At 41.8% G+C, this 22,550-nt stretch carries 24 protein-coding genes; 9 read left to right on the top strand and 15 right to left on the bottom strand.

The genetic code is table 11. The annotated features are described in order from the left end of the window. The coding region (locus tag A3775_RS24970) for an alpha-amylase family glycosyl hydrolase (RefSeq protein ID WP_231866961.1) at positions 1-600 on the top strand (600 nt) is incomplete at its 5' end. A 71-nt stretch (positions 601-671) separates the two neighbouring features. On the opposite strand, the gene A3775_RS07245 is transcribed toward A3775_RS24970, so the two are convergent. The 3 genes from A3775_RS07245 to A3775_RS07235 all read right to left on the bottom strand — a co-directional run bounded on the left by A3775_RS07245 (position 672) and on the right by A3775_RS07235 (position 2,955). Further along, complete coding sequence (locus A3775_RS07245; RefSeq protein WP_066377968.1) at positions 672-1,112, bottom strand: MAPEG family protein; 441 nt, start codon at positions 1,110-1,112, stop codon at positions 672-674. Between the two features lie 17 nt (positions 1,113-1,129). Further along, positions 1,130-2,068 carry a phosphoribulokinase gene (locus A3775_RS07240; protein ID WP_066377971.1) on the bottom strand — a complete coding sequence of 313 codons (939 nt, stop codon included), beginning with the start codon at positions 2,066-2,068 and terminating at the stop codon, positions 1,130-1,132. A gap of 428 nt (positions 2,069-2,496) precedes the next feature. Further along, positions 2,497-2,955, bottom strand: a complete 459-nt coding sequence (locus A3775_RS07235; RefSeq protein ID WP_066377975.1) for an orange carotenoid protein N-terminal domain-containing protein — start codon at positions 2,953-2,955, stop codon at positions 2,497-2,499. Between the two features lie 319 nt (positions 2,956-3,274). On the opposite strand from A3775_RS07235, the gene A3775_RS07230 reads away from it, so the two are divergent. Continuing rightward, on the top strand, positions 3,275-4,141 hold the full coding sequence (locus A3775_RS07230) for a polysaccharide deacetylase family protein (RefSeq protein ID WP_066424370.1): 867 nt from the start codon (positions 3,275-3,277) through the stop codon (positions 4,139-4,141). 145 nt (positions 4,142-4,286) lie between these two features. On the opposite strand, the gene A3775_RS07225 is transcribed toward A3775_RS07230, so the two are convergent. From A3775_RS07225 to psaC, 5 genes are all read right to left on the bottom strand, one after another. Then, positions 4,287-4,508 carry a hypothetical protein gene (locus A3775_RS07225; protein ID WP_066424368.1) on the bottom strand — a complete coding sequence of 74 codons (222 nt, stop codon included), beginning with the start codon at positions 4,506-4,508 and terminating at the stop codon, positions 4,287-4,289. A 40-nt stretch (positions 4,509-4,548) separates the two neighbouring features. Further along, complete coding sequence (locus A3775_RS07220) at positions 4,549-5,802, bottom strand: nif11-class peptide radical SAM maturase 3 (protein ID WP_066424366.1); 1,254 nt, start codon at positions 5,800-5,802, stop codon at positions 4,549-4,551. A gap of 141 nt (positions 5,803-5,943) precedes the next feature. After that, entirely contained in the window at positions 5,944-6,231 is a 288-nt protein-coding gene (locus tag A3775_RS07215; RefSeq protein WP_066424364.1) for a Nif11-like leader peptide family natural product precursor, read from the bottom strand. 529 nt (positions 6,232-6,760) lie between these two features. After that, positions 6,761-8,635, bottom strand: coding sequence for a glutamine--fructose-6-phosphate transaminase (isomerizing) (gene glmS / locus A3775_RS07210; RefSeq protein ID WP_066378033.1), 1,875 nt, complete (start codon positions 8,633-8,635; stop codon positions 6,761-6,763). Between the two features lie 224 nt (positions 8,636-8,859). Continuing rightward, on the bottom strand, positions 8,860-9,105 hold the full coding sequence (gene psaC, locus A3775_RS07205; RefSeq protein WP_010997613.1) for a photosystem I iron-sulfur center protein PsaC: 246 nt from the start codon (positions 9,103-9,105) through the stop codon (positions 8,860-8,862). 595 nt (positions 9,106-9,700) lie between these two features. Here psaC and A3775_RS07200 point away from each other — a divergent pair. Next, entirely contained in the window at positions 9,701-10,069 is a 369-nt protein-coding gene (locus A3775_RS07200; RefSeq protein ID WP_066378037.1) for a DUF6464 family protein, read from the top strand. A gap of 44 nt (positions 10,070-10,113) precedes the next feature. On the opposite strand, the gene fmt is transcribed toward A3775_RS07200, so the two are convergent. Continuing rightward, a complete protein-coding gene (gene fmt, locus A3775_RS07195) occupies positions 10,114-11,118 on the bottom strand; it encodes a methionyl-tRNA formyltransferase (protein WP_066424362.1) in 1,005 nt (334 codons plus the stop codon). A 978-nt stretch (positions 11,119-12,096) separates the two neighbouring features. On the opposite strand from fmt, the gene A3775_RS07190 reads away from it, so the two are divergent. After that, positions 12,097-13,386, top strand: a complete 1,290-nt coding sequence (locus A3775_RS07190; RefSeq protein WP_066424360.1) for a hypothetical protein — start codon at positions 12,097-12,099, stop codon at positions 13,384-13,386. Positions 13,387-13,505: 119 nt separating this feature from the next. Here A3775_RS07190 and minE read toward each other — a convergent pair whose 3' ends face one another. The 5 genes from minE to A3775_RS07165 form a co-directional block, all read right to left on the bottom strand. Then, the gene (gene minE, locus A3775_RS07185) at positions 13,506-13,805 is read right to left on the bottom strand and encodes a cell division topological specificity factor MinE (RefSeq protein WP_066378040.1); all 300 of its coding nucleotides are present in this window, start codon (positions 13,803-13,805) and stop codon (positions 13,506-13,508) included. A gap of 31 nt (positions 13,806-13,836) precedes the next feature. After that, the gene (gene minD, locus A3775_RS07180; RefSeq protein ID WP_066378042.1) at positions 13,837-14,643 is read right to left on the bottom strand and encodes a septum site-determining protein MinD; all 807 of its coding nucleotides are present in this window, start codon (positions 14,641-14,643) and stop codon (positions 13,837-13,839) included. Between the two features lie 46 nt (positions 14,644-14,689). Further along, a complete protein-coding gene (gene minC / locus A3775_RS07175) occupies positions 14,690-15,742 on the bottom strand; it encodes a septum site-determining protein MinC (protein WP_066424358.1) in 1,053 nt (350 codons plus the stop codon). Positions 15,743-16,028: 286 nt separating this feature from the next. After that, a complete protein-coding gene (locus A3775_RS07170) occupies positions 16,029-17,354 on the bottom strand; it encodes a four-carbon acid sugar kinase family protein (RefSeq protein ID WP_066378047.1) in 1,326 nt (441 codons plus the stop codon). Positions 17,355-17,359: 5 nt separating this feature from the next. Further along, positions 17,360-18,025 carry a hypothetical protein gene (locus tag A3775_RS07165; protein WP_066378050.1) on the bottom strand — a complete coding sequence of 222 codons (666 nt, stop codon included), beginning with the start codon at positions 18,023-18,025 and terminating at the stop codon, positions 17,360-17,362. A 126-nt stretch (positions 18,026-18,151) separates the two neighbouring features. Here A3775_RS07165 and A3775_RS07160 point away from each other — a divergent pair, with 126 nt between their 5' ends. After that, positions 18,152-18,814, top strand: a complete 663-nt coding sequence (locus A3775_RS07160; protein ID WP_082803693.1) for a PAP/fibrillin family protein — start codon at positions 18,152-18,154, stop codon at positions 18,812-18,814. Between the two features lie 119 nt (positions 18,815-18,933). Next, a complete protein-coding gene (locus A3775_RS07155) occupies positions 18,934-19,173 on the top strand; it encodes a hypothetical protein (RefSeq protein WP_066378052.1) in 240 nt (79 codons plus the stop codon). Positions 19,174-19,477: 304 nt separating this feature from the next. Here A3775_RS07155 and A3775_RS07150 read toward each other — a convergent pair whose 3' ends face one another. Next, on the bottom strand, positions 19,478-20,341 hold the full coding sequence (locus A3775_RS07150; protein WP_066378054.1) for a PD-(D/E)XK nuclease family protein: 864 nt from the start codon (positions 20,339-20,341) through the stop codon (positions 19,478-19,480). 107 nt (positions 20,342-20,448) lie between these two features. Here A3775_RS07150 and A3775_RS07145 point away from each other — a divergent pair, with 107 nt between their 5' ends. The 3 genes from A3775_RS07145 (at position 20,449) to A3775_RS07135 (ending at position 22,486) form a co-directional block, all read left to right on the top strand. Continuing rightward, positions 20,449-21,873: a phosphoglucomutase/phosphomannomutase family protein gene (locus A3775_RS07145; protein WP_066424357.1), complete on the top strand. Its 1,425-nt coding sequence runs from the start codon at positions 20,449-20,451 to the stop codon at positions 21,871-21,873. 80 nt (positions 21,874-21,953) lie between these two features. Then, positions 21,954-22,226, top strand: coding sequence for a LapA family protein (locus tag A3775_RS07140; protein ID WP_066378058.1), 273 nt, complete (start codon positions 21,954-21,956; stop codon positions 22,224-22,226). Between the two features lie 2 nt (positions 22,227-22,228). Beyond that, positions 22,229-22,486, top strand: a complete 258-nt coding sequence (locus A3775_RS07135; RefSeq protein WP_066424356.1) for a BrnA antitoxin family protein — start codon at positions 22,229-22,231, stop codon at positions 22,484-22,486. The last annotated feature ends 64 nt before the right edge of the window (positions 22,487-22,550 follow it).

The following is a 22,550-nucleotide window of genomic DNA, read 5'->3' as shown; positions in this document are numbered from 1 at the left end:
CCCTACCCGCCCCTATTTGCGGCTGAATACGCCAGTAAAATGCAGGAATTACTGCAACTATACCCTTGGGAAATTCAGCTAACTCAACTCAACTTACTCGCCAGTCATGATACGGCACGGTTAATTACTATTGCTGGGGATGATCAAGCCAGTGTAGAATTAGCTACTCTATTATTGTTGACTTTTCCTGGTGCGCCTAGTGTTTACTATGGCGATGAAGTGGGTTTACCCGGTGCAATAGATCCTGATTCCCGTCGTGGTTTTCCCCTAGAAGCTAACTGGAATCGAGAAATTTATGATATTCACCGCCAGTTAATTGCTTTGCGTCATGCTTATCCAGCTTTACGTACAGGTGACTACACAGTTCTTTGGGCGCGGGGAGAATTGTACATTTTTGCCCGCACTTTAGGGAATGAAGAATTGATGATTGCAGTGAACGCAGGGACAGCATCAGCCCAGGTTAACTTTAATGTTACCAGTTTAAAGACTCAACCCAACCAACTTTTATACGGCAATGCAGAATTTCAATGGCAAGGTGAAGGAAAAACCCAGCAGTTGACGTTAACGCTGCCCCCTCGTAGCGGTTGTATTTTGGGTTAATCTAGCGATCGCTAACGGTGCGACAGTCATATCCCAACACAATCAGAAATTATTCGTACTGACGCACCCTCCTAACTCACCCAAATCTTCCCACCAATATGACTACATAGAGCAAACATCACCAAAATTCCCACTTGATACACTATATTCCGTAAAGGCTGAATTGCACGAATGTAGGCTACTGTATGAAGTATCCGAGATGCCACAAATAGCGGAAAGTAGATTAATACACCTGTTTGCCAACAATTTAGCTGAACATAAGTCATCGCCAAAAAGAGAAAAATAGGAATGTTCTCCCCATCATTGCGAAGAACATTTTGAGCGCGACGTACGAGTTCATCGTCACTTGATGCAGCATCTTTTCTTCCCAAAATATTGCTGACAATAGCCAAATCTTCAGGATTAGAAAAACTGTTAGACTTGAACCTGCCATAAGCCTGAATGAGAACAGTGGCAAACATTTTGAGAAATAGCGCAATAACTGTTAAACCATAGGCTTTCCAACTATCCATGTTTGATTTTTATCGAGTTACTGATACATCTGCGTTGCTTTGAGCATGTGGTAAGTGATAATTAACTGTGTCAACGCCAAGGGGTAACTTTGCAGGGTTTCCCCAGTTGTGCCGGCGACTTTACCGATTTCTGGGTTGCTGTCGCGATCGCATAGATTTTTTAAGTTAGGTATATCATTACAGAGAATATGTTCTAACTTATTCACCTGTTCTAAAGTAGCATGACCGTCCACTTCCAACACATCGACGGGTTTACCCATATCTCGATCTAATCCTAGGCGAATCGCTGACCCAGAATCATTATTAGTCAAATTGATAATTGGTGTAAAATCCGGGTGGGGAATAGTAGGACGCAATACCAAACGCACGTTGAGGTGTCCGTTGGTTTCATCTTCTGCACCATGCGGTGGATAGAAACTAACTACTATATCAGACCATTGCCGTTGGGGACGAATAAATTGCTCTGAATCTGGTTCTCGTTTTACTAATTCTGCTAATACTTCTTCTGGAGAATAGCCACGTTTTTGAGTATCTCGTTTAACTTTCCACTTAGCACGTAAGTCTTCTGGCGGCGCAAGATAAACTCTGACATCGTAGCATTCACGAGCAGCACGAGTAGAATAACCTAGCAAACCCTCTATTATAACAAATTTCTTCGGTTTAATGTACAGGGGTGCCTCAAAAGTACCTGTTTTATGGCTATAAACGGGTTTGAGAATTGGCTGACCTGTACGTAGCAGCGATAGGTGCTGCTGCATGATATCTAAATAGTTGCAGTCGGGATGGAGAGCAGTAATTCCAATTTCTGCTCGTTGCTGGCGGTCGTAGCGATGATAGTCATCAGTACAGATCAGCGTGACATTTTCCGGGCCAAGAACCTGAGCAATTCCTTTAGTCAGTGTGGTTTTGCCAGCAGCACTATCACCAACAATACCAAGAATGATTGGACGGCTCATTCATACCCCCAGATACAAGCAAGTTTAGTAATTAATTTGCCAAGAATGTCTTCTTATTTTAAAGGTGTTTTGACTCAGTGGATCAAGCTCAGACATTTGTGCAACATCTCTATACATCTGCAATCAAAAAGAGCAGCAATCACAAACCATATGCGATCGCTACCCTCAAAGAACACCTTTTCTGAAAAACAATGTTCACGCCGCCGGTATTTTTGGCCGTTCCTGTTTAGGGAACACCAAAAAATAAATTATCCCCATCGACTGTTAGTTAGTAGAGTGCGTCAGTATGAATCTTTTCTTGGTATAACTAGGGTTTCTCGTACTGACACACCCTACATTTTGGATATTTTTTTATCTGGAAGTCCCTGAGAGAAACCACCAATACCGGATTGTCTCACACCACAATTGGCTGATTAATTGCCAAACATTTATCTAGCACCCATCTCATCGACTGCGCTACGTAAAAAGTCAACCCTTTGCTCAAAATCCCATCCCTTGACTGTATTCACAAAGTTATCTGTTTGAGATGGCAATTCATAATCAGCAGGGACTCCTATGATAGTGCCATTTTCCATCCCTTGTGCCAGCTTCAGCCATAACTCTAACTTGGCACTAGAACTTAAAGCTTTATAGGCATGGCTAATCTCTGTATCTGCACAAGCGACAATATCACGTTGTACTTGCAGTTGTTGTTTTTGGGGTAATGCTCGCACTTGATCAAAGAAAGCGTTAGCCGGAGTAGTTACAGAAGGCTGATTGGTGGTTGGGCTTAAGGAATCTTTGATGTCTAAATAGCCATACCACAGCAAGCCTAACTGTGTATCAGCATCAAAGCGGCGGAATTGTTCTACAGACTTTCTTGCTTGTTCGTTGGTAGTGTAAGTCATAACGTCTCCGATTACTTTTGGAACAAGCAGTTGCCAGAGTTATCACTAACACCTGCTTTACAAAATTTAATAAATTCCCTTGAGAGATTAACCTGGCAAAAGACATAAATATAAACCTCCACTGAAGACAGATGTAAAAATGACATCAGTCTTGGAAAGTCTCCCACCGGGTATTTACAAGTTACTCAGGCTTAACCCACCCGGTAGCCTACCTCCTGGGCTGCGAAAACCTGAATGTTAGTGTTAATCACAATACTTGTTAAACATCCTCTGAGATAATACCAATAGCAAAATAATTAATAACAACCAGTAGACCTCAGTGACAACTACAAAAACTCAAAATTTACCTTTTAGTTTAGCTCTAATTTCTATTATTTCTTTTGCACTGCTCAATTTTGAATACACCGAGCCTGTAGTTCCTATTTTGGGATTTCATGGCATTGTAGATACTAATATGAATATTAAAACAGCAGAAATGCACTACTCCAAACAAGAATTAGAAAAATTTTTAGAATATTTAATTATTCATGATTACTGGTTTCTCACAACTCAAGAATTATATGATTTTTTCTTAACCAAATCTCAGCCAATTCCGGGAAACCGTAAAAAACAAAAGCCTATCATGCTTTCTTTTGATGATGGTTATAAATCAGTACATACTAAATTACTGCCTATTCTATATAAGCTAGAAAATAAATATAAAACCAAGGTAAAAGTTGTTTTATTTATCAATCCTGGTCATTTGTCTAATCAGCGAGATAGTAATGCGACTAAGCTAGGATGTCAAGACTTAAGGGAAGGTTTAAAAGCAGGATTTTATGACATTCAATCTCATGGATTAAATCATAAAGATGTAACTAAATTATCACGACGAGGATTAATCAATGAATTGTTAAGAGCAAGAATAATTTTAAGAAAATGCACACAAGACTTAGACCCAAATCAACAAGTAGCATCTCATTTTGCTTATCCCTTTGGAGCTACTAATAAACAGGTAGAATCATCTGTGGAAAAATATTATTTATCTGGGTATTTATATAATAATGAAACTTTAAATTACAATTGTTTGAAAAATCCCTATCAAATTCCTCGCCTTGTGGTTAATCGGCAAATATCCGCAACGGCACTTAAGCAAATACTGGAAAAAAGTTATTTTATGAAGAATAATCAAGATAAAAAATGCTAGTAATTGCTTCTCCTGATATTTTGCACCATTATTAATTAGAATAGGAGGGCATTGCCAACTACTCAAAAATCAGGATTTTAGCAAATTACCAGCAATGCTCACCCTACGAAAAGTATCATCAATAAACTGGTGCAAAATGTGTATATTAGAGTTTGATACCTGCTTCAGCTTCGATGCGATCTAAAGCCTTTTTAACTTTAAACATGGCACGCAAATAAGCCACATTACTAGACCAGGCGGAACGAGGTAATAAAGGTTGTGGTGAGTCTACCTGTACAGCAGGATTTTTCTGAGAACCATCGACAATTTCAGGTGTTAGTTCTGTAAAATTTGCGGTTTGAGGAGGAATCAAATCAGTATTAGACATATTAATGAAGTAAGTAGAATTTCTAAATCTTCTGTTTAATTTAATTAACTGAAGCTATAACTAACTCTGGTTCTTCTGCCCAACTTTCTGGCCATTGAATCTTATCGGCGGTAAAATGAAGGGGATCATTTTCTGGCCAAGGTGCATTGATGGGTTCTTCGACAAGAGCAAATTCGCCATTATCAAAGGGATTACCGTTAGCTTGACGTTGAATATATACTCGCTCTCTAATTCCTTGTTTTGATTGAGCGATCGCACGGTGATGACAATAAGGATTATTACCTCTTTTGTCAAAGAAAACATGAGCAGTCCAACTGCAACCACCGCGACAAAGTTCTGCAAATTCACAGGTTTTGCAGAAACCCCATAAATGTTCTGTCCCTTTGGGAGTACCAGCACCCAGATTAAATCTTAGTTGTTCTGTTTCTTCAATAATTGTTCGCAGAGAATAGTCGCGGATATTTCCACCGGTGTAGGCTGTGGTGGGTAGTGAAGGACAACCTTTAATAGAACCATCAGCTTCAATACCTAAAGTAGCTAGTCCTGCATTACATCCCTGCCAAAATGACCAAGCATCTCCTCCGCGTAACAAACGCTCATAGGGGCCGTAGTAACCGATATTATTTCCTGCATTTACGTTTACCCCTTCTTGTCTAGCTTTCTGCACCACACGAGCAATCATTGGATAAACATCCAGCAGTTCATAAGGTTGTAATAAAATTTGGCTATTATCAGCAGCATTACCCATTGGTACAGTTAACTGAATCTGCCAAGCAACAGCACCAGCATCACGGATGTGTTCGTAAAGTTGGGGAAATTCAGGCGCAGAGAGGCGATTAATTTGAGTATTGCAACCAAAGGTAATCCCTGCTTCTTTAAGATTACTCATTGTTTTAAATGCCCATTGCCAAGAACCTTGTCTACCCCGGAGATGATCATGAGTTGCTTCTAAACCATCAACTGATACAGAAACTTTTTTGATTCCGGCTTGTTTCATTTTACGTGCTGTATCTAAGGTGATACCATAGCCACCAGTCGTCATCCCACAAAGCATACCAGCATTGTCAATGGCATGGGCAATTTCTAACCAATCAGGACGAAGAAAGGCTTCACCACCAATAATAGTAACTTCCTTAATTCCTACTTCAGCCATTTGTCTGACTAAATCCAGAGCTTCTTCTGTAGAAAGTTCTTTGGCTCTTGTGTGACCTGCTCTAGAACCACAGTGTTGACAGCCTAAATTGCATTTTAGTGTAATTTCCCAAACAGCATAACTAATGCGGCGGTCACTCATAAAAATACCTCAATTTTTTGTTGATAAAAATCAATGATTAGTTGATAATATTTAATTTTTATAAACTAATTTTTTAGCCAGCACTGTAACTATTTGAATGTTTAAGTCAGGAAGTCGTCTCCCTGACTTCGCCAAATATTTCTACAGTCGGTAAGGAGGGATGATAACACCGTACAGTGGTTGTGCTGCTCTGCCACCGACAACAGCAGCTAATTCTTGGTCACTGATTGCTCTGAGTTCATCCTCAGCGTTAGCTGATTCTAAAACTTCGATTGTATATTCCTCAAATTCTTCTTGAGTAAAATAGTAGCCATGAGCTTTCACTATTTGACTACATTCCTCCTTATTTTTTACATTTTGTATTTGTGCGCGGAAAGCTTCATCATTGTTGAGTCTTTCGTAGAAAGATTTAACGTGTGCTAGTGACATAATTGTTCCTAATTGTAGCAATGTGGTTGTTTAGTTAATAGGTAATTGTGTTTCACGCATGAAAAGATAGAGCCTGTTTAAGACTCGTTTTTTTATGCTGAGAAAGACTTAATACCTAATACAGAAATACAGTTCAGTTAAGAAAATATAGTATTAACTTTTGCTGGTTTGTAGTCAGCACCAAGGGCGCAGATAAAATCAGCACTAAAGTCCTGAGTACGAACTTGTTTTTGATTCACAAGTTGTCTGTAGCCTTAACTCAACTGTATTGCCTGATATATATTTATCGATCTCAATCAGGAGATTTATGCAGGTTGATAAAACTTTGACATTTCTTCACTGATGGTGCAGTGCCGTATCCATCTCTGCGACTGCTTCAGAGTTTACTTCTGGTGTAACAGGCTCGCTACAACCTTCTCCGCTTCTTTGACATCGCCAAAAAAAATATTCCTGGATGTGATAATATTATCATCACATTCAGAAATTATCTGTTTATTCTCCCAAATTTTACTTAATATCTGGTATTCATTTACTCTACAGTTACTGACTTTGCCAAATTCCGAGGCTGATCGACATCCAAACCACGACGGGCGGCGATGTGATAAGCCAACAGTTGTAAAGGTACGACTGTGAGGATGGGAGATAACAATTCATCCACTGATGACACTGGGAGTAAATCGTTAAAGATTTCTGCGGCTTCGCCATCTGTCACAGGAGTCACCCCAATTAACCGGGAATCTCTGGCTTTGGCTTCTTGAGCGTTAGAAATCACCTTTTCATACACAGTACCAGGAACTGCGATCGCTACTACCGGAACTTTAGCATCTAACAAAGCTATCGGGCCGTGTTTCATTTCCCCAGCCGGATAACCTTCAGCGTGAATATAACTGATTTCTTTTAATTTCAACGCCCCTTCTAATGCTATCGGGAAGTTAATCCCTCTACCCAAAAAGATAAAATCTTTGGTTTCCGCAAATTCATGGGCTAAGTGTTCGGTGATTTCTTCCTGACGTTCTAATGTCGCCTCAATTTCCTTGGGAATCTGGCGCAAGCCTTGAATAATTTCTGTGAGTTTTTCCGGTGGTAGTGTCTGGCGACGAGCCGCTAAATCCAATGCTAAGGCATAAAACGCCATCAACTGGGCAATAAAGGTTTTTGTCGCCGCTACCCCAATCTCAATTCCGGCTAGGGTATTAATAATATGGGGAACCATCAAACCGAGGCTACTTTCTGGGCGGTTGGTAATCCCCAAAAGTCGCGCCTGATATTTCGCTTCTTTTCCTTGGCGGCGTTCTTTTTCCATTGCTAACGCCGCTAGGGTATCAGCCGTTTCCCCTGACTGAGTGACACCAATAATTAAGGTATTGGCTGTCAGGGGTGATGGGGCATAGCGATACTCAGAAGCGTAATGTACCTGGGTAGAAATTCCCGCTAGTTGTTCGAGTAAGTGTTTACCCACTAAGGCAGCGTGCCAACTTGTACCACAGGCGACGATGTGAATTTGCTCTAAATCTGCGTAAAAATCCTGTGGTAAGTCTAGGTTAACGGTATCATGATCAAAATATGCTTCTAAACTAGCTCTGACTACTCCCGGTTGCTCATAAATTTCTTTGAGCATGAAGTGTTTGAATCCCTGCTTTTCTACCATCGTGGGATTCAAGTTGAGCATTCGGGGTTGTCTTTTCAACCTGTCGCCAGCAAAGTTGTAAATTTCCACTCCCAAAGGTGTGAGGCGGGCTATTTCGCCATTCTCTAGGGGGAGTACGGCGCGGGTATAGGCGACAATTGCCGGGGTATCAGAAGCACAGAAAAACTCACCTTGACCAAATCCTATCACTAAGGGGGCTTGCTGACGCACCACAACCAACTCGTCGGGGTAGTCAGCCGAAATGACGGCGATCGCAAATGCCCCTTCTAAATGATTGGCAGCTTGGCGCACTGCCTCTAAAAAGTCAGAGGGGGTGAGGGGGTGAGAAGGTGAGGGAAGATGCTGTAAATATTCTGCAATTAGATGGGGAATCACTTCTGTATCGGTTTGCGAACGGAACTGATGCCCCTTCTGTTTCAGTTCCTCGCGTAACTCGCGGTAGTTTTCAATAATTCCATTTTGAACAACAGCAACCCGCATAGCTGTGTCTAAATGCGGATGGGCGTTATGTTCCTCTGGTTTACCATGAGTTGCCCAGCGTGTGTGTCCGATGCCTATTTGGGCTGGTGTTGCTGACTGTTCCAGCTTAGAACGAAGATTGTAGAGTTTCCCTTTAGCGCGGACACAATTAACCTCTCCTTCCCAAACCGTGGCAATTCCGGCGGAGTCATATCCCCGATACTCTAGTTTTTCTAACCCTGCTAATAAAATTTCTGTCGCTGTTTGAGTGCCTATATACCCAACGATGCCACACATTACTCACACCACCTGTTCAGGATAATTACATCAAGTATAGATGCTGATCTAAATATCGAGTTCCACAAAAAAAGGAGCTGTTAGCCCCTGTGTCAAGAAGTATATTCATATTTTTCCAGTTTGACATTGTAGAATGAGCGATCGCCGCCCACCCTACAATGCTAAAGTTGTTTGCTATCGAGGCACTGAATGGTCAACTAAATCAGGAATTAGCAGTTAATTCCTTAGTAAGCTAGACCCATACTGCGAGTCGTTTCTGCGCCCAGGTAAACCCGGATGCTCAAAAAGTCGGTGGGGCAAGCAGTTTCACAACGTTTGCAGCCTACACAGTCTTCTGTACGGGGGGAAGAAGCAACTTGAGCAGCTTTGCAGCCATCCCAAGGAACCATCTCCAGAACGTCAGTCGGGCAAGCGCGGACACATTGGGTGCAGCCAATGCAGGTATCGTAGATTTTTACGGTATGAGACATTGAAAAAACGGCTCCTTTCCAGTGTTCTTTATCTGTGAAAGAATCATAATCAACGCATAGTTTACCGCAGTGGCTTATACGGCGTAAGTAAAAGGCTACATAACTTTAAACAATTTAATAGGCACTTCTCAAAATTCACTTTTCGGCAATCTCTCTCTGTTCCTATAAAATAGCCACATTTCCGCCTCGTATTTCTCCTCATCACCCAATCAGAGATTTAGCCGATTTGTAAACATATATGAAGCGTTACTTGAATTCAAAACCTCAACTTAGTAGTTCTCTATGCTACTGATTGAGACTCATCTATCGATGAGCAATTTTGCCAAAGTTGTAACGTTATATTAACAATTAACAAATTATTTACAATATAGTGTAGCAGTAGAAAATTTGAGTTTTTTAACTCTCGATGAAGATAGTAGGTATGAGAGGAAAATTCACTACAGTTACACCTCCATCACAGGCAAAACCCACAAGCAACGATGCAAAACGAATATACCTGACTCCCTACTCCCGATTTTCTCCTCCCGATTTCCAGCTAGCTAGGGTAGGCTGCTACGATACCATTTTTATAATGTAAACCACATCACACAAACCTATGGAGCCAGACTCTTTACCAACCGAGGTGATTCAGACCCATCCCCGTCGTACCCTTGGTAAACTACAACTTGATTGGACACCCCAACCCGGAAACTACCTTGATTTTGAAGGTAAAACCTACGCAGTTTTAGAACGTCGCCACAGATATCAATTTAAATCAGGGCGTTATCGGTTGCACAATATCGCCCTTTATGTACAATCTGCTCAAAGACCAGCAGAAAAAACTTTAGTCGCTGGGCGTTGGGTAATTGGGGATGCTAGCTGTAAATATAACGCCCATTCGGAAATTCTTCGCTGTGCAGTCAACCCCCATGGCCCTTGTGAATCTTGTCATTTTTATGAAATCTCAGACCATTCTGAGTTTTAAGTGAGAAATGGGGAGTAGGGAAGTAGAAATACTAGCATCTAAGACTAACTACCATTACCTAGCACTTCTCCAACAGTGAGACGTGTACCATTGACAAAATCCCATCCAGACTGGGGACGTTTCCCGGCTAGCTGCACCTCTCGCAATAGCAGCAGTCCGGCACCAGTTTGAGCGATCGCGCCTATTCCCTTGGCAATGCTGACTACTTCCCCTGGACTACCAGATAGATTTGATAAATCAGGTAATTTTTGATATATTCCTTGTAATTCTGGGGGTAGACTGTCAATGTCAGCAACACCCAGGGGAAGGGTAGCAGTAATTTTTATAGTTTGCTCCCGAAAGGTTACTGTGCAATTGGGGTAAAAACCTCTAATTTGATTGTGCAATTGTATGGCACTCTTTGACCAATCTAAAGCATAGTCTTCTTTAGTAATTAAAGATGCGTAAGTAGCTGCATCATCATCTTGAGGAATTGGTGTAATTTCCTGGCGTTGTAGCTTGAGTAATGTTTCAATTAATAAATCTCCACCAATTTCTGACAACCTTGCAGCTACATCCTGAGCATTATCTAATAAGCTAATCGGTGTAGTAGCCTTGAGTAACATCGCTCCTGTATCCATCCCCGCATCCATCAGCATTGTCGTAATCCCGGTTTCCGGTTCACCGTTATACAAACACCATTGAATCGGCGCAGCCCCCCGATACTGAGGTAAAATCGAGCCATGCACGTTCACACAGCCTAACTTGGGCATATCCAAAATTTTTTGTGACAAAATTTGCCCATAGGCAACTACAACAAATACGTCCGCATCTAGCTGCTGGAGTTGTGTGAGAGTTTGAGCATTTTTTTTCACTCGCTGGGGTTGCCACACTGGGATATTGTGATTAGTGGCGACAACTTTCACGGGTGAAGGTGTCAGTTTGTTACCACGTCCTCGACGTTTATCTGGTTGAGTGACAACCGCCAAAACCTCAAATTCTGGATGATTCAATAATTTTTCTAGAGTGGGAGCAGCAAACTGAGGTGTGCCAAAAAATACGACTTTCATTAATATTTATGTAATTAAATATTTCATCAAGAGTTAATATTACATAAAATAGTGGGAAGTTTGAAAGCCCACCAGTAACACCCTGAAAATCCCAAAAATTGGGGACAGAACGACCTCTGTTTAGACTTGGAAACAAGTGTAAATAAGCCGACTGGATGAACCAAGAATCCCCCTACTTTAGCGTTCGCGCAAGCGTCTCGTAGAGAAGCGGAGTAGGGGGAGTGTCAAGCTGTAGGTTATTGAATTTGTACATAGTCCCTAGCTAAAATATTGAACAAATTATTTCCATTGCCAGGGGAACTAGATCCACATATACCTAATCATAGGGCAGTTGCAAAATACTCGTAAGAGGCAGAAGCAGAAACCTGAATCGTGTTCGCGAAGCGATGCGTCAATGGCTAGGCCATACAGTAAGAAGGCGCAATTGTAAAAACTCCCATAGCAATTTCTACCTTATGGTAGATGCTCAAGGCGTTTTTCTAGTATTATATGTTGTGCGTCAGCTTTTCCAACTGTTCCACGAACGCCTCACGAAAGCCTTATCAGGGTCTGCACTGCTGTCATAAGTAGCAACAAGAGATTGTTTGTAGCTGACTTACTCTTAACAGTTCAGTAATGATGCTCTACCTTGGGCTATCTGTTTCTTGAGCCAACTATATAGATTTGGTGTTCTTTGAGCAAGGCCACTGTTTGTTGGTGGTTAAGTGACAAAAGCAGCAACATATCATTTCAGCTAGTCATTTAATAGTGAATATGCTGTTTTTTCTGGTAGCGGATTTTTCTGTAAAAACCCTTAACTTTGATAACAAGATGTAAAGGAGATACTCGATTTCTGTAAAATTGCCCAAATTTTAAAAAATTTTCGTCTTGATCTCGTTAAAAGTTTGAGTTTGTTGTTATACCTGTAATCAACACCTGTTTTCTTCTGAAATAAATATTGCTCCTCACACAGCAACCGCCCCTCTGGAGAGTCCGCCCATGCTTAAACCCCTCTTGCTGTCAGGATGGTTCCGCGTCCAACCATTTCTCAATTATTTTGTTGTTTTCATGCTCATTGCTCCGTTAGTGGCAGCATCAGGTAATTCTAGTTCAGCCAAGCAATCAAAAGTCATAGCCAAGATGACTACTGAGACAGAAGAATCTGATGGTGCATCACAGGAGATAGCTACTGTTAGTGAATCAGATTTATTTGAATTCATCATTACAGAGCAAAACAATTCCAGCAGTAGAGAACAGGAAACTGTACTGCCGCAAACACAGGTGGCATTACCAACAGAGAATTTTGAGTCTTTGTTAGCTAAAAAATCACCTCTTTCCAGCAGTGAGGATAATGTTGATCAATTAGCCGCAGTGGAACTAGCACCACTGACAAAGATACCACCTACTCAATTACGTTTTTATGCTAAAAACGATGCGGTTGTTCTCGATTCACTAAAAGAGAACGAGAGGGGAAAACCAGATAATAATTTATTGGCAGCAGCCCCAACTATGCCAAGTCTTCAACTATCAGAACCGGATGCAACTCAAGAGGTTCCGAGAGTTGAACAATCGTTACCAGTCACAGCAGAACCAGAAGATCCTATAGGTAGTCCTCATCCCATTCCTTGGAAATGGATTGTATCTACACAAGAAACCCTGACTTCTAAAGGTGTTTCGGGTGTGCGTTATTACCGGAGTGTACCAGTAGTGTCTCCTGATGGGAAGTATGCGGTTTATAGCCGGGTAGAACTGGAAGTGAAACCGGAAATGCACAATAGCAGAGTGAATAGTGTTCTGTTTGTAGAAGAGAGGGCAACCAAGAAATTACGGATATTGGCTTCCACAACTATTGTGAAAGATCCGCTATTACATCAGCAGGAAACAGTAGCCGCAGAATCTCCTAACGATGGCAAAATTGGGGTATTAGTACCTGTGAGTTGGTCTCAAAAGAGCGATCGCTTCCTAGCACGCAAGTTTCAAGGGGTATTTAACACCGGTGATTCTACAGATCATGCAGTGATTTGGGATAGCCAGAAAAACCAAACTAGCACAGTTGCACCGGCACAAACCGAAGATGAGCATGAAAAAATTGCCGTCTTGTTAGGTTGGAGTAAAAACGAACCCGATCATGTCCTGTTCCGTGCCGGGGAAATCGGGGCAGAAGACTGGCCTTTGGTAAAAGTAGCTGAGGATGGTAAGACGGGAGCCACAACAGAAGCGGATCAGCCTGTTACTTATGGTAACAAGTTGACAGAAATTTGGTCAGGCCCACAAGTGGCATATCGTTAGTTATAGGGCGTTGCCGTTGGTAGTAGGGGTTTAGCATTGCTAAACCCTGACAGTTACTAGAGATGATTTTTTAGCCAACTCAGTCATTAATAGTTGAGCAAAATTCTGCACTCGAAAATCTACTGAGAGGTTTCATTGTTTTCTAATTCAGCGATAGCTTCTTTCACCCGACGGATGGGTAAGTTAGCAATTAAAGCTGTGGTGCGTTGATTGCTTTCTAGAGAAAATTCGAGTCCGTCGGTTTCCACTTCTACATAGCGGCAGACTATTTCTAAAATTTCTTGCCGCATTTTTTCTAAAGTTTGAGGATCTAAGTCAGCGCGATCGTGAGCAATTACCAATTGCAGACGACGTTTGACTTGAGAACGACTACTATCAGGAGTCCGGGAAAACAGCTTGTCTATGAGTTCGAGCAACATTGCAGGTAGGGTGCGGAGACTGGAAAATTAATTAAACAATTTTACTGCGTAATAATCGGCGCAGGCGAGTAAAGATGTTTTCATGGGGTGCGTCCAGATCGAGAAAATCGACGCTTTCTCCTTCCAGTCTCCGAGCAATATTCTCAAAGGCTATGGAAGCTAGACAGGGATTGTCACCTAAAACTAAAGGTTCGCCGCGATTGGTAGAAACAATGACACGCTCATCATCGGGGATTACCCCAATCAAAGGGATGGCTAAAAGTTCCTGTACATCTTGAACAGACATCATATCATTAGCCCGTACCATTGCTGGTCTGATGCGGTTAATGATTAAATGTACCCGTTTAATGCCTTGTGCTTCTAATAACCCCACTACTCGGTCAGCATCACGCACGGCGGATATTTCGGGAGTGGTGACAATGAGGGCTTCTTTCGCGGGAGCGATCGCATTTTTAAAGCCATTTTCAATCCCCGCCGGGCTATCCAAAATCACATATTGATACTTTTGCGCCAGTGCATTCACCAATAACTTCATCTGTTCTGGTGTGACAGCATCTTTAGTGCGGTTTTGAGCGGCTGGTAATAATACTAGGTTGGGTTGACGCTTATCTTTAACTAAAGCTTGTTCTAATCGGCATTCTCTAGCTAACACTTCCACCGCCGTATACACAATGCGGTTTTCTAACCCTAGTAGCAAATCCAAATTCCGCAAACCAAAATCCGCATCTACTAGGGCAACTTGACGACCCATTTTAGCTATAGCCATGCCCAGATTTGCCGAAACTGTAGTTTTACCCACACCTCCTTTACCGGAGGTAATTACAATAATGCGAGTCATGATCAGAGTGTGCTGGATTAGGGTGAAAGAAATATATTAAATGTATTTATGGGGCTTGATTGATCCTACTTAAAAAGTTTCTAGACATTTCAGTAGTTCTGACGATGCGAATTCCTTGGGGCGTAATATGTGCCACTTCGGGTAAAAATTGCGTCGGTAATGTTTCTGGAGACCTAGCTACAGCGTCAGCGATTCGCAGTTGGGTGGGTTCCATTTGCAGTGCCATAATTAAACACTCACGATTACCCGCCGCACCTGCATGAGCCACACCACGCAGACGACCCCAAACTAAGATGTCGCCATCTGCCACTACAATACCACCTGGATTGATATCTCCTAATAAAATTACCGTACCAGGATGACGAATTTCTACGCCAGAACGTACCGTCATTTCTAGATATAAAGCATCGGCTTGGGCTGTCGGCGTTCCTTTGGGTTCAGAAGACAGGGTAGTTGCTGGTTGTAGTTGTTCTACAGAATAGCCGCAGGTGACAGCCGCGATCGCTGTTTGTCGGCGACTGCTGGCCACAGATTGCAAATGCAGTTGCATCTGGTTCAAGCTTTCCGCCAGTTCTTGTAGTTGTCTGACATCCAACAGCCGGTCATGTGCGATCAGATGCACTGGTGTATTTGGTACACGTAGGCGATCGCCCGCCATCAATCGAAATTGTAACTGTTGCCAAATCTCAGACCAAGCAAATTCTGAGGCGGGTAATTGTAATTCTGTAGGTAAAACTATCAGTATACGCCCATCCTGGTGTTTCAATTGCACTTGGACGTTATTTTTCGCTGCTGAGTCACTGGCATCAACAGTCAATAAACCAGATTCAGCATCTATATCTGACAACAGAGAAATTGTATTGAAATCTTGGCTGGTGGCGGCTAGTTCTACATCAGTAGCGGCTGACTGTTCTTTTAAGCTGTCAGAATTAGACTTGAGAAAATTCAACACAGAATTTAACTCGGTATCGGGAATGATCGAGTTAGATTCTTCTTCATGAACAGAATTTGACTTTTGATCATTAATATCTAAATCAACATCTGCATCAGGCAATGCAGCATTTGACTCTAAATTGGGGATAGCAGAATCAGAACTCATGCAGCTTTAGCCAAAATCAAAGGTATACACCTGGTACTTGCCAACTTTTCCCACCTGACGGTAAACAAGCTCCAGACTTGTGAGATTGTCCCTGAGTTTTCAAGGTCATACCAATTTTATGTGAGGTTGCGTCAAATCTATACCTAAGAGAAGTTATATGTAACATCTCTACAGTTAAGACTCAAGCGCAACTTCATCAAGAAACGGTATCACCATCTGTAGCTGTTTTGGGGAAAATTGGTTTAATCAATCTTAAACTAGATGCAAAATTCCACAACCTTTTCACCTAAGTATTTTTAGTTAATCTTTGGTAAATTGTCGCCAAGGCATTAGCATCACCCACGTTACCGGGAAACAGCACCACTGGCAAGTCAGGGAATTGGGGATGATCTGACGGTGTGATTACCATCGAACAACCGGCTAAAATTTGACCGAGTAAACGGGCTGAAGTTAATGTTAAACCAGTGCTTAACACATCATTGGAAGTAATCCCACCCTTACTGATGAGAAATCCGATATCAGCAGGTAAACCGCGCACAATATCCATTAATAAAGCGGAAACTTGAATACCAAACTGTAAACGAGTTTTGACATCAGTAAATGTTAGTTCTTGACGGCTAGTGTACACTACTGGAGTTTTACCAGCGTTGTGTACAGCATGAACTTTTTCTACAATCTCGGTGAGCAGTTTAGCAGGTGTATCCGGCTGTGCGTCAAGTAATCTGGCTACCTCCACTTCAATTCCCTCTGTTCCCTCCACTTGTAACAAAGCTTGAAGTTGCTGCGTCGTCTTTTTCACATGGGAACCAACGATGACTGCACCTGGTTTACCTTGACGTACATACTCAGCCATATTTTCCGCCGCAATTGGTTGGGGAGGTAAGGCGGCTAAAGCTGTTAAGATACTGGCTGCACTGCGAAATAAAAAGCGTTTCCCTTGACTGGCGGCGGTTAATAAGTCTACAGCAAAGCGATTGAGATCCGCTTGCGTTTCGCCATCGACAACACAACACTGATTACCTGTGAGTTGCAGTAAGCGCGCTAAACTTCCCTGACGAATATCAGCCAGTAAGAATCTTTCTACTGCTGACTCTGGAATGCGTGCTTGGGTTTTTTCTTCTACATACTTGGGTAAGTAGCTGTGATGGTAGCCGAAGACTGAATCACGCGCAAATTCAGTTTCATGAACTGGGGTAGGTACACCGTCAATAATTAGGTAATGTACACTATCGCGGGTGATGCGTCCGCCTTCAAAAAAAGCTGGTACGAGGAAATGAGCATCGAATGCACCGAGTTCGTCAGCGATCGCATCGGTTTCAATCGGATAATGTCCCCGTAAGGTAGAATCAGAACGGCTGACAACTAAAAAATCAGTCACACCTTCAGCCGCTAAAGCTACCTTTAAATTTTGACAAACTTCTTTGGTGACAGCTGCGGCTGACTCTGGCGGTAGGGATCTGGTATTTGTGAGTACGAAGAAAATCGGCGAATCATCCCGTAACCCCAAGCGTAAAGTATCCACATCCCAACGCATTAGCAGCAAACAGCTATGGACTGTTTGAGAACCGGTAGGATCATCATCTAAGACGATTATTTTTGGTTTGTTGCTCATGGAAGTTAACGGGAAGATTGTAGTTTTCTGACTTGTGCTTGCACATCCAAAGCAATCTGCAATACTTGATTTAACAGTAGACTATATTCACTAGCCTGAGAGTTGGCTTGTAAAGTTTGGATACTGGTTAAATTATTGACAGATAAATCTTGGTCATGGGTAAGCAGTTTTTTATTATCCCGCAAAAGTCGCTCTGTTTTGAAAGCGCGGACTAAATCTTCTCGTAGTAGTTGCAAGGCTGTCAGGACTTGATCTCTATTATTGAGACTATCATCGAGTTCGCCAGACACGGCTAACTGGTCATTCACATCGACAGCTACAATCAAGGCGTGATATTGATCTAGAGCATCTAAAAGCTGTTTCAGGGATTTGGGACTGTGGACACTTCGCCAGAGCGATCGCCCCAATAAGACTAGAATAAATACTATGATTAACAGTAGAATTCCCAATGGAATTGCTGAACCGATGAATGGCAAAATAATTAAGCCATAAACTAAGCCAACAATCACGGTAGCAATCAGCAGTGATAGCGAAATCTCACTTTGCCAAAATTTTAATCGCTGTTGGCGGTTGGCGATCGTTGCGGGGCGCAAAACTTGATCGGGAGACACCCCAGTTAAGCGTCGTAGTTCACCCTTGCTAATTTCCAACCCTATCAAGTCCGCTTGCACAACTGGATACTCCTGGGAAAATGCAAGGTGCGTATTTTATTTTAGTGCGGTTTTGCGGTTGTGGTACATCTAGAGAGAAAGGAGTGGCGATCGCGATCATCCTAACAGATAAAATTAATAGGCTATATGAAGGGAGATATTCAAACCTTGAATAATCGACTGATACTAAAAGAAAAATTACAAACGCAACTTGAGAAAATCCTCAAGCATAAAAATGGCTCTCCTGTCACCAACTTACAACTAGATAAAACTATAGCCGCAGAAATTGAACAACTAACCACAGAATTAGAAAACTACAATCCTAATCCTCATCCTCTTTTATCTGCTACATCTTTACTGGATGGAGCTTGGTTACTGCAATACTCCACCGCTAGAGAAATTCGAGCTTTAGATTCTTTACCCTTGGGATTGCAAGTAGGTAAAGTTTACCAAGTGATTGATGTCACTAATAAAAAATTTTTCAATTTAGCTTTTGTCAAACATCCTTTGGGGTTAGTATCGGGATACGTGAGAGTGACAGCTACTTTTGAACCAGCCACAGACGAGTCATCACCTGTACCTGATAAACGTATCAATGTCTATTTTGACAAACGCTACCTATCAATAGAAAAGATTCTTAATATTGATACACCCAAACTCAACCCATTTAAGGTTGTACCAGCTAATAATCCTCAAGGGAGAATTGCTACTCTTGATATTACTTATTTAGACGAAACCTTGAGAATTGGACGCGGTGGAGATGATAGTTTATTTATTCTGACTAAATCTCCTGATATACCTGCTTGCTAAAAGCAAGCTACGCTCATCGCCTCAGCAATGTTTGTACTTTTTCCTACCCTTTTAGGTGGATGAATAACTCCGTAAACATGAGTAGAAATTAATTAACAGCCTAACCGGAGAGTAAAATAATGACTAAAGGTAACGGACATTCTCAAGAACCTATCAGCAACTTAGAATATGACTTTCTCACAGTGCTACAGAATAAGGCGGAAGCGGTGAGAGCTTATGAGACTTACATAGAAGATGCAAAAGCTGTTAATTCCCAACCTTGTGTAGAGTTATTCCAAAAATTACGCCAGTCGGAAATTGAGCAAGCTCAAGAAATTCGTCATCACCTACAAGAAGTGATGCAGCGCGGTAAGATGTAATCCCAATTTTATGTAAGGCTGCATCAAATACAGCAATTTTCAGGTACATGAACCACAAAAGTAAATTTCAAAACCTTGTAGAGACGTTGCATGCAACGTCTCTACACTGGGGTTTATTTAGCGGAGATTTGCTGTAAATAATGTAGAGATGTTATGTATAACGTCTCTACATCTAGGAAAAAAGTTAATAGGTAAGGTTTGTAGTAGGGGCGGGTTGACAGATATCATCAATTATTAACAAGGATATCGGTGAACCCGCCCCTACTTTAGTCCTAAAAGAAGGACTAAAGTCCTGACTACGAACTTACTTAGAGTTTTTAGCTTTTATTTCTCCTGTATGGTGATGTGGTTGAGATGAATAAGCAGAAAACTCACATATAGATTTAAATGGACAATAACGACAGTGATAACCAGGGTTAGGCGGAAATATTTCCGGAAAACTCTTAATTGATTCTTGGTAGTCTTGTAAATCTTGTTGGTGTTTTTTGGCAATATTAACTAACTCAAATTTCAAAGCTTCTAATTCGCTATTTTTCAACCGAATTAATTCTGATTCGTGACAAAATTCTAGATTATAAAATGAGGCGACAGCTTGCCTACCAGGGTAAAGATAACTAGCAGCTAATAAATACACTAATGCTTGTCTGATATCGAAATTAGATTTACCTGTTTTAAAATCTACAATATGTAAAGTTTGAGCATCTGAATCTATAAAAACGCAGTCCATTGCGGCATATAACCGGAAGCGATAATTATCTTTTTCAATCAAAATCGGTTTAGGAAAACCTTCATCACCACGAGTTAATTGCAGAATCCGTTTACCTAAAAGTAAGGGAGCTTCATAATATTTTTTCAAAATTTGTAACACTCGCTGTTGCACTTGTAAAGCCGTGTGACTCAATTTGAGTAATTTGGCAACTTGTTCTACTCCGTCGGATCTAGTTAACAAATGTCCATTATGATGAAATTCATAAATGCCTTTTTGGGCGAGTATCCCGATTCGCTGAGGTGCGGTAGCCTGATTCAATAATGCTTTGACTTGTGGTTCGTGTTGACGTGCTTTGATAAACCCCCGCCTCATTTGACAGTGCCAGCGTTCTTGTCCTTTAGCTGGGGCTACTAAAGACCAGAGGTGATAACTAACAAAAAGTCTTTCGGGGGTTGACATTGCTCAATAGCAGTGAGAAAAAATACGGTGGAGGATGCTTGCAGCTACGCACGCTTTGCGGGAAGCTTCCTAATAGAGTTCACAAAATATGGGAGAGAGTGGCAAACATGAGCGGTAGCAATTCCAGCAAGATAAAATTTGGGACTGATGGATGGCGAGGAATTATCGCCGATGACTTTACTTTTCCCAACGTGCGGAAAGTCACAAGAGCGATCGCAAGTTACTTGGAAACAGCCTACAGTAAAGATAGACCAGTTCTGATTGCTTACGATACGCGGTTTTTAGCTGATCAGTTTGCCCAGACAGCCGCCCAGGTGTTAGCTGATTTAGGTTGGAATGTTAAAGTTACTGATCGGGATTGCCCTACACCAGTAATCGCTTATAACGCCCGTCACCTGAATTCGGCTGGGGCTTTGATGTTTACTGCTAGTCATAATCCAGCACCTTACTGTGGGATTAAATATATCCCTGACTATGCCGGGCCTGCCACTCCAGAAATTACTGATACTATTGTGGCAAATATAGAAACTGCATCAGATGAGTTGCCCAGTGGCAAACCATCCGGTTCAATTTCTATTTTCGATCCCAAACCAGACTATCTCCAATTTATCTATACATTGCTGGATGTGGAACGAATTAAGAGCGCACAGCTAAAAGTCAAGTATGATGCGTTATATTCTACATCCCGTGGCTATTTAGATGAAGTGTTGGAACAAAGTGGTACACAATTAGAAACATTTCACACTTGGCGCGATGTGCTGTTTGGTGGTGGAATGCCAGAACCCAAGGGAGAACAGCTTGTAGAATTAGTGGAAGCTGTGCGCCGAGATCATGCAGATTTGGGCTTGGCGACTGATGGCGATAGCGATCGCTTTGGGATCGTGGATGAATTAGGCAATGTTCTCACCCCTAACACTGTGCTGTTAGTGTTAGCTAGACATTTAATCAAAAACAAAGGTAAAAGCGGCGCGATAGTCCGCACAGTGGCGACAACTCACCTACTGGATAACTTTGCCGCTAAATACGGCTTGCCAATTTATGAGACACCAGTCGGCTTTAAATACATTGGTGAAAAAATGCGGGAAACTGCCGTGCTGATTGGGGGTGAAGAATCAGGCGGTTTAAGTGTAATTGGACATATTCCCGAAAAAGACGGCGTTTTAGCTGATATGCTCATAGCGGAGGCGATCGCCTACGAAGGCAAACCTTTGAGTCAATTAGTCAAAGAAGCGATCGCCGAAGCTGACGGCCCGCTATATAACAAGCGTCTGGACTTACACTTGACAGAATCACATAAAAATGCTGTGATTGATTCCTATACCAAAAATCCGCCTTCAGAGGTAGCCGGGATTAAAGTTAAGGAAGTTGGACGTAAGGACGGAATTAAGCTGTATTTAGAAGAAGGTAGCTGGGTATTGTTGCGTCCTTCTGGTACTGAGCCATTGGTGCGCGTTTACTTAGAAACCAATTCACCTGAGAAACTTAGCCAACTTGCCCAAGAAATGGAAAGTGCGATTTCTAAGTTAGGATAGGAGCTTAGACCGCAGATGTACGCAGATGAATACTGAGACTATCTGTGTACATCTGCATCTATCTGTGGTTTGATTTTTTTATGAAAAGCTTGGCTAATTTGTTGATATCTTTGATTGTAGCGGTTTGGGTAGTGGCGATCGCGGTTATTTCCGTGCAGAATGCCACACCTGTATCGTTAAAATTCTTAACCTTCCAATCAATTCAAATACCAGTGGGTTTAGTGCTGGCGTTCAGTGCTGGTGTAGGGTTGATTGGTGTCGCTATTTTACAACCTCTTTGGGGTCTGGGAAATTCTAGTAATTCTCGCTTGGAAGAAGACGCGGAATTTTTCGTTGATGATGAAGATTTTTAGTTATGGAAACTGAGTATGATTTTAGCCAAGGAAAGCGAGGAGCGATTGAGCCAACAACACCGGGGAAAACTCGAATTACAATTTCTCTAGATGATGAAATATTAGCATGGTTTCGTGAGCAAGTTCACCTAGCAGGCGGGGGAAATTACCAAACATTGATTAACGATGCGTTGCGTGAGTATATTCAGCAACAGCGTGAACCATTGGCAGAAACGTTACGGCGAGTGTTACGTGAGGAATTGGAGCGAATTAACAAATAAACAAGAAAGTGTAGAGATGCAATTCATTGTAGGCATCTCTACAAAATCGATGTACAATTAGTTT

It is taken from the genome of Anabaena sp. 4-3, from assembly GCF_001597745.1.
Classification (GTDB): domain Bacteria; phylum Cyanobacteriota; class Cyanobacteriia; order Cyanobacteriales; family Nostocaceae; genus Trichormus.
Note: the sequence above shows the minus strand (reverse complement) of the source record. Positions and strands in the feature narration are given on the sequence as shown.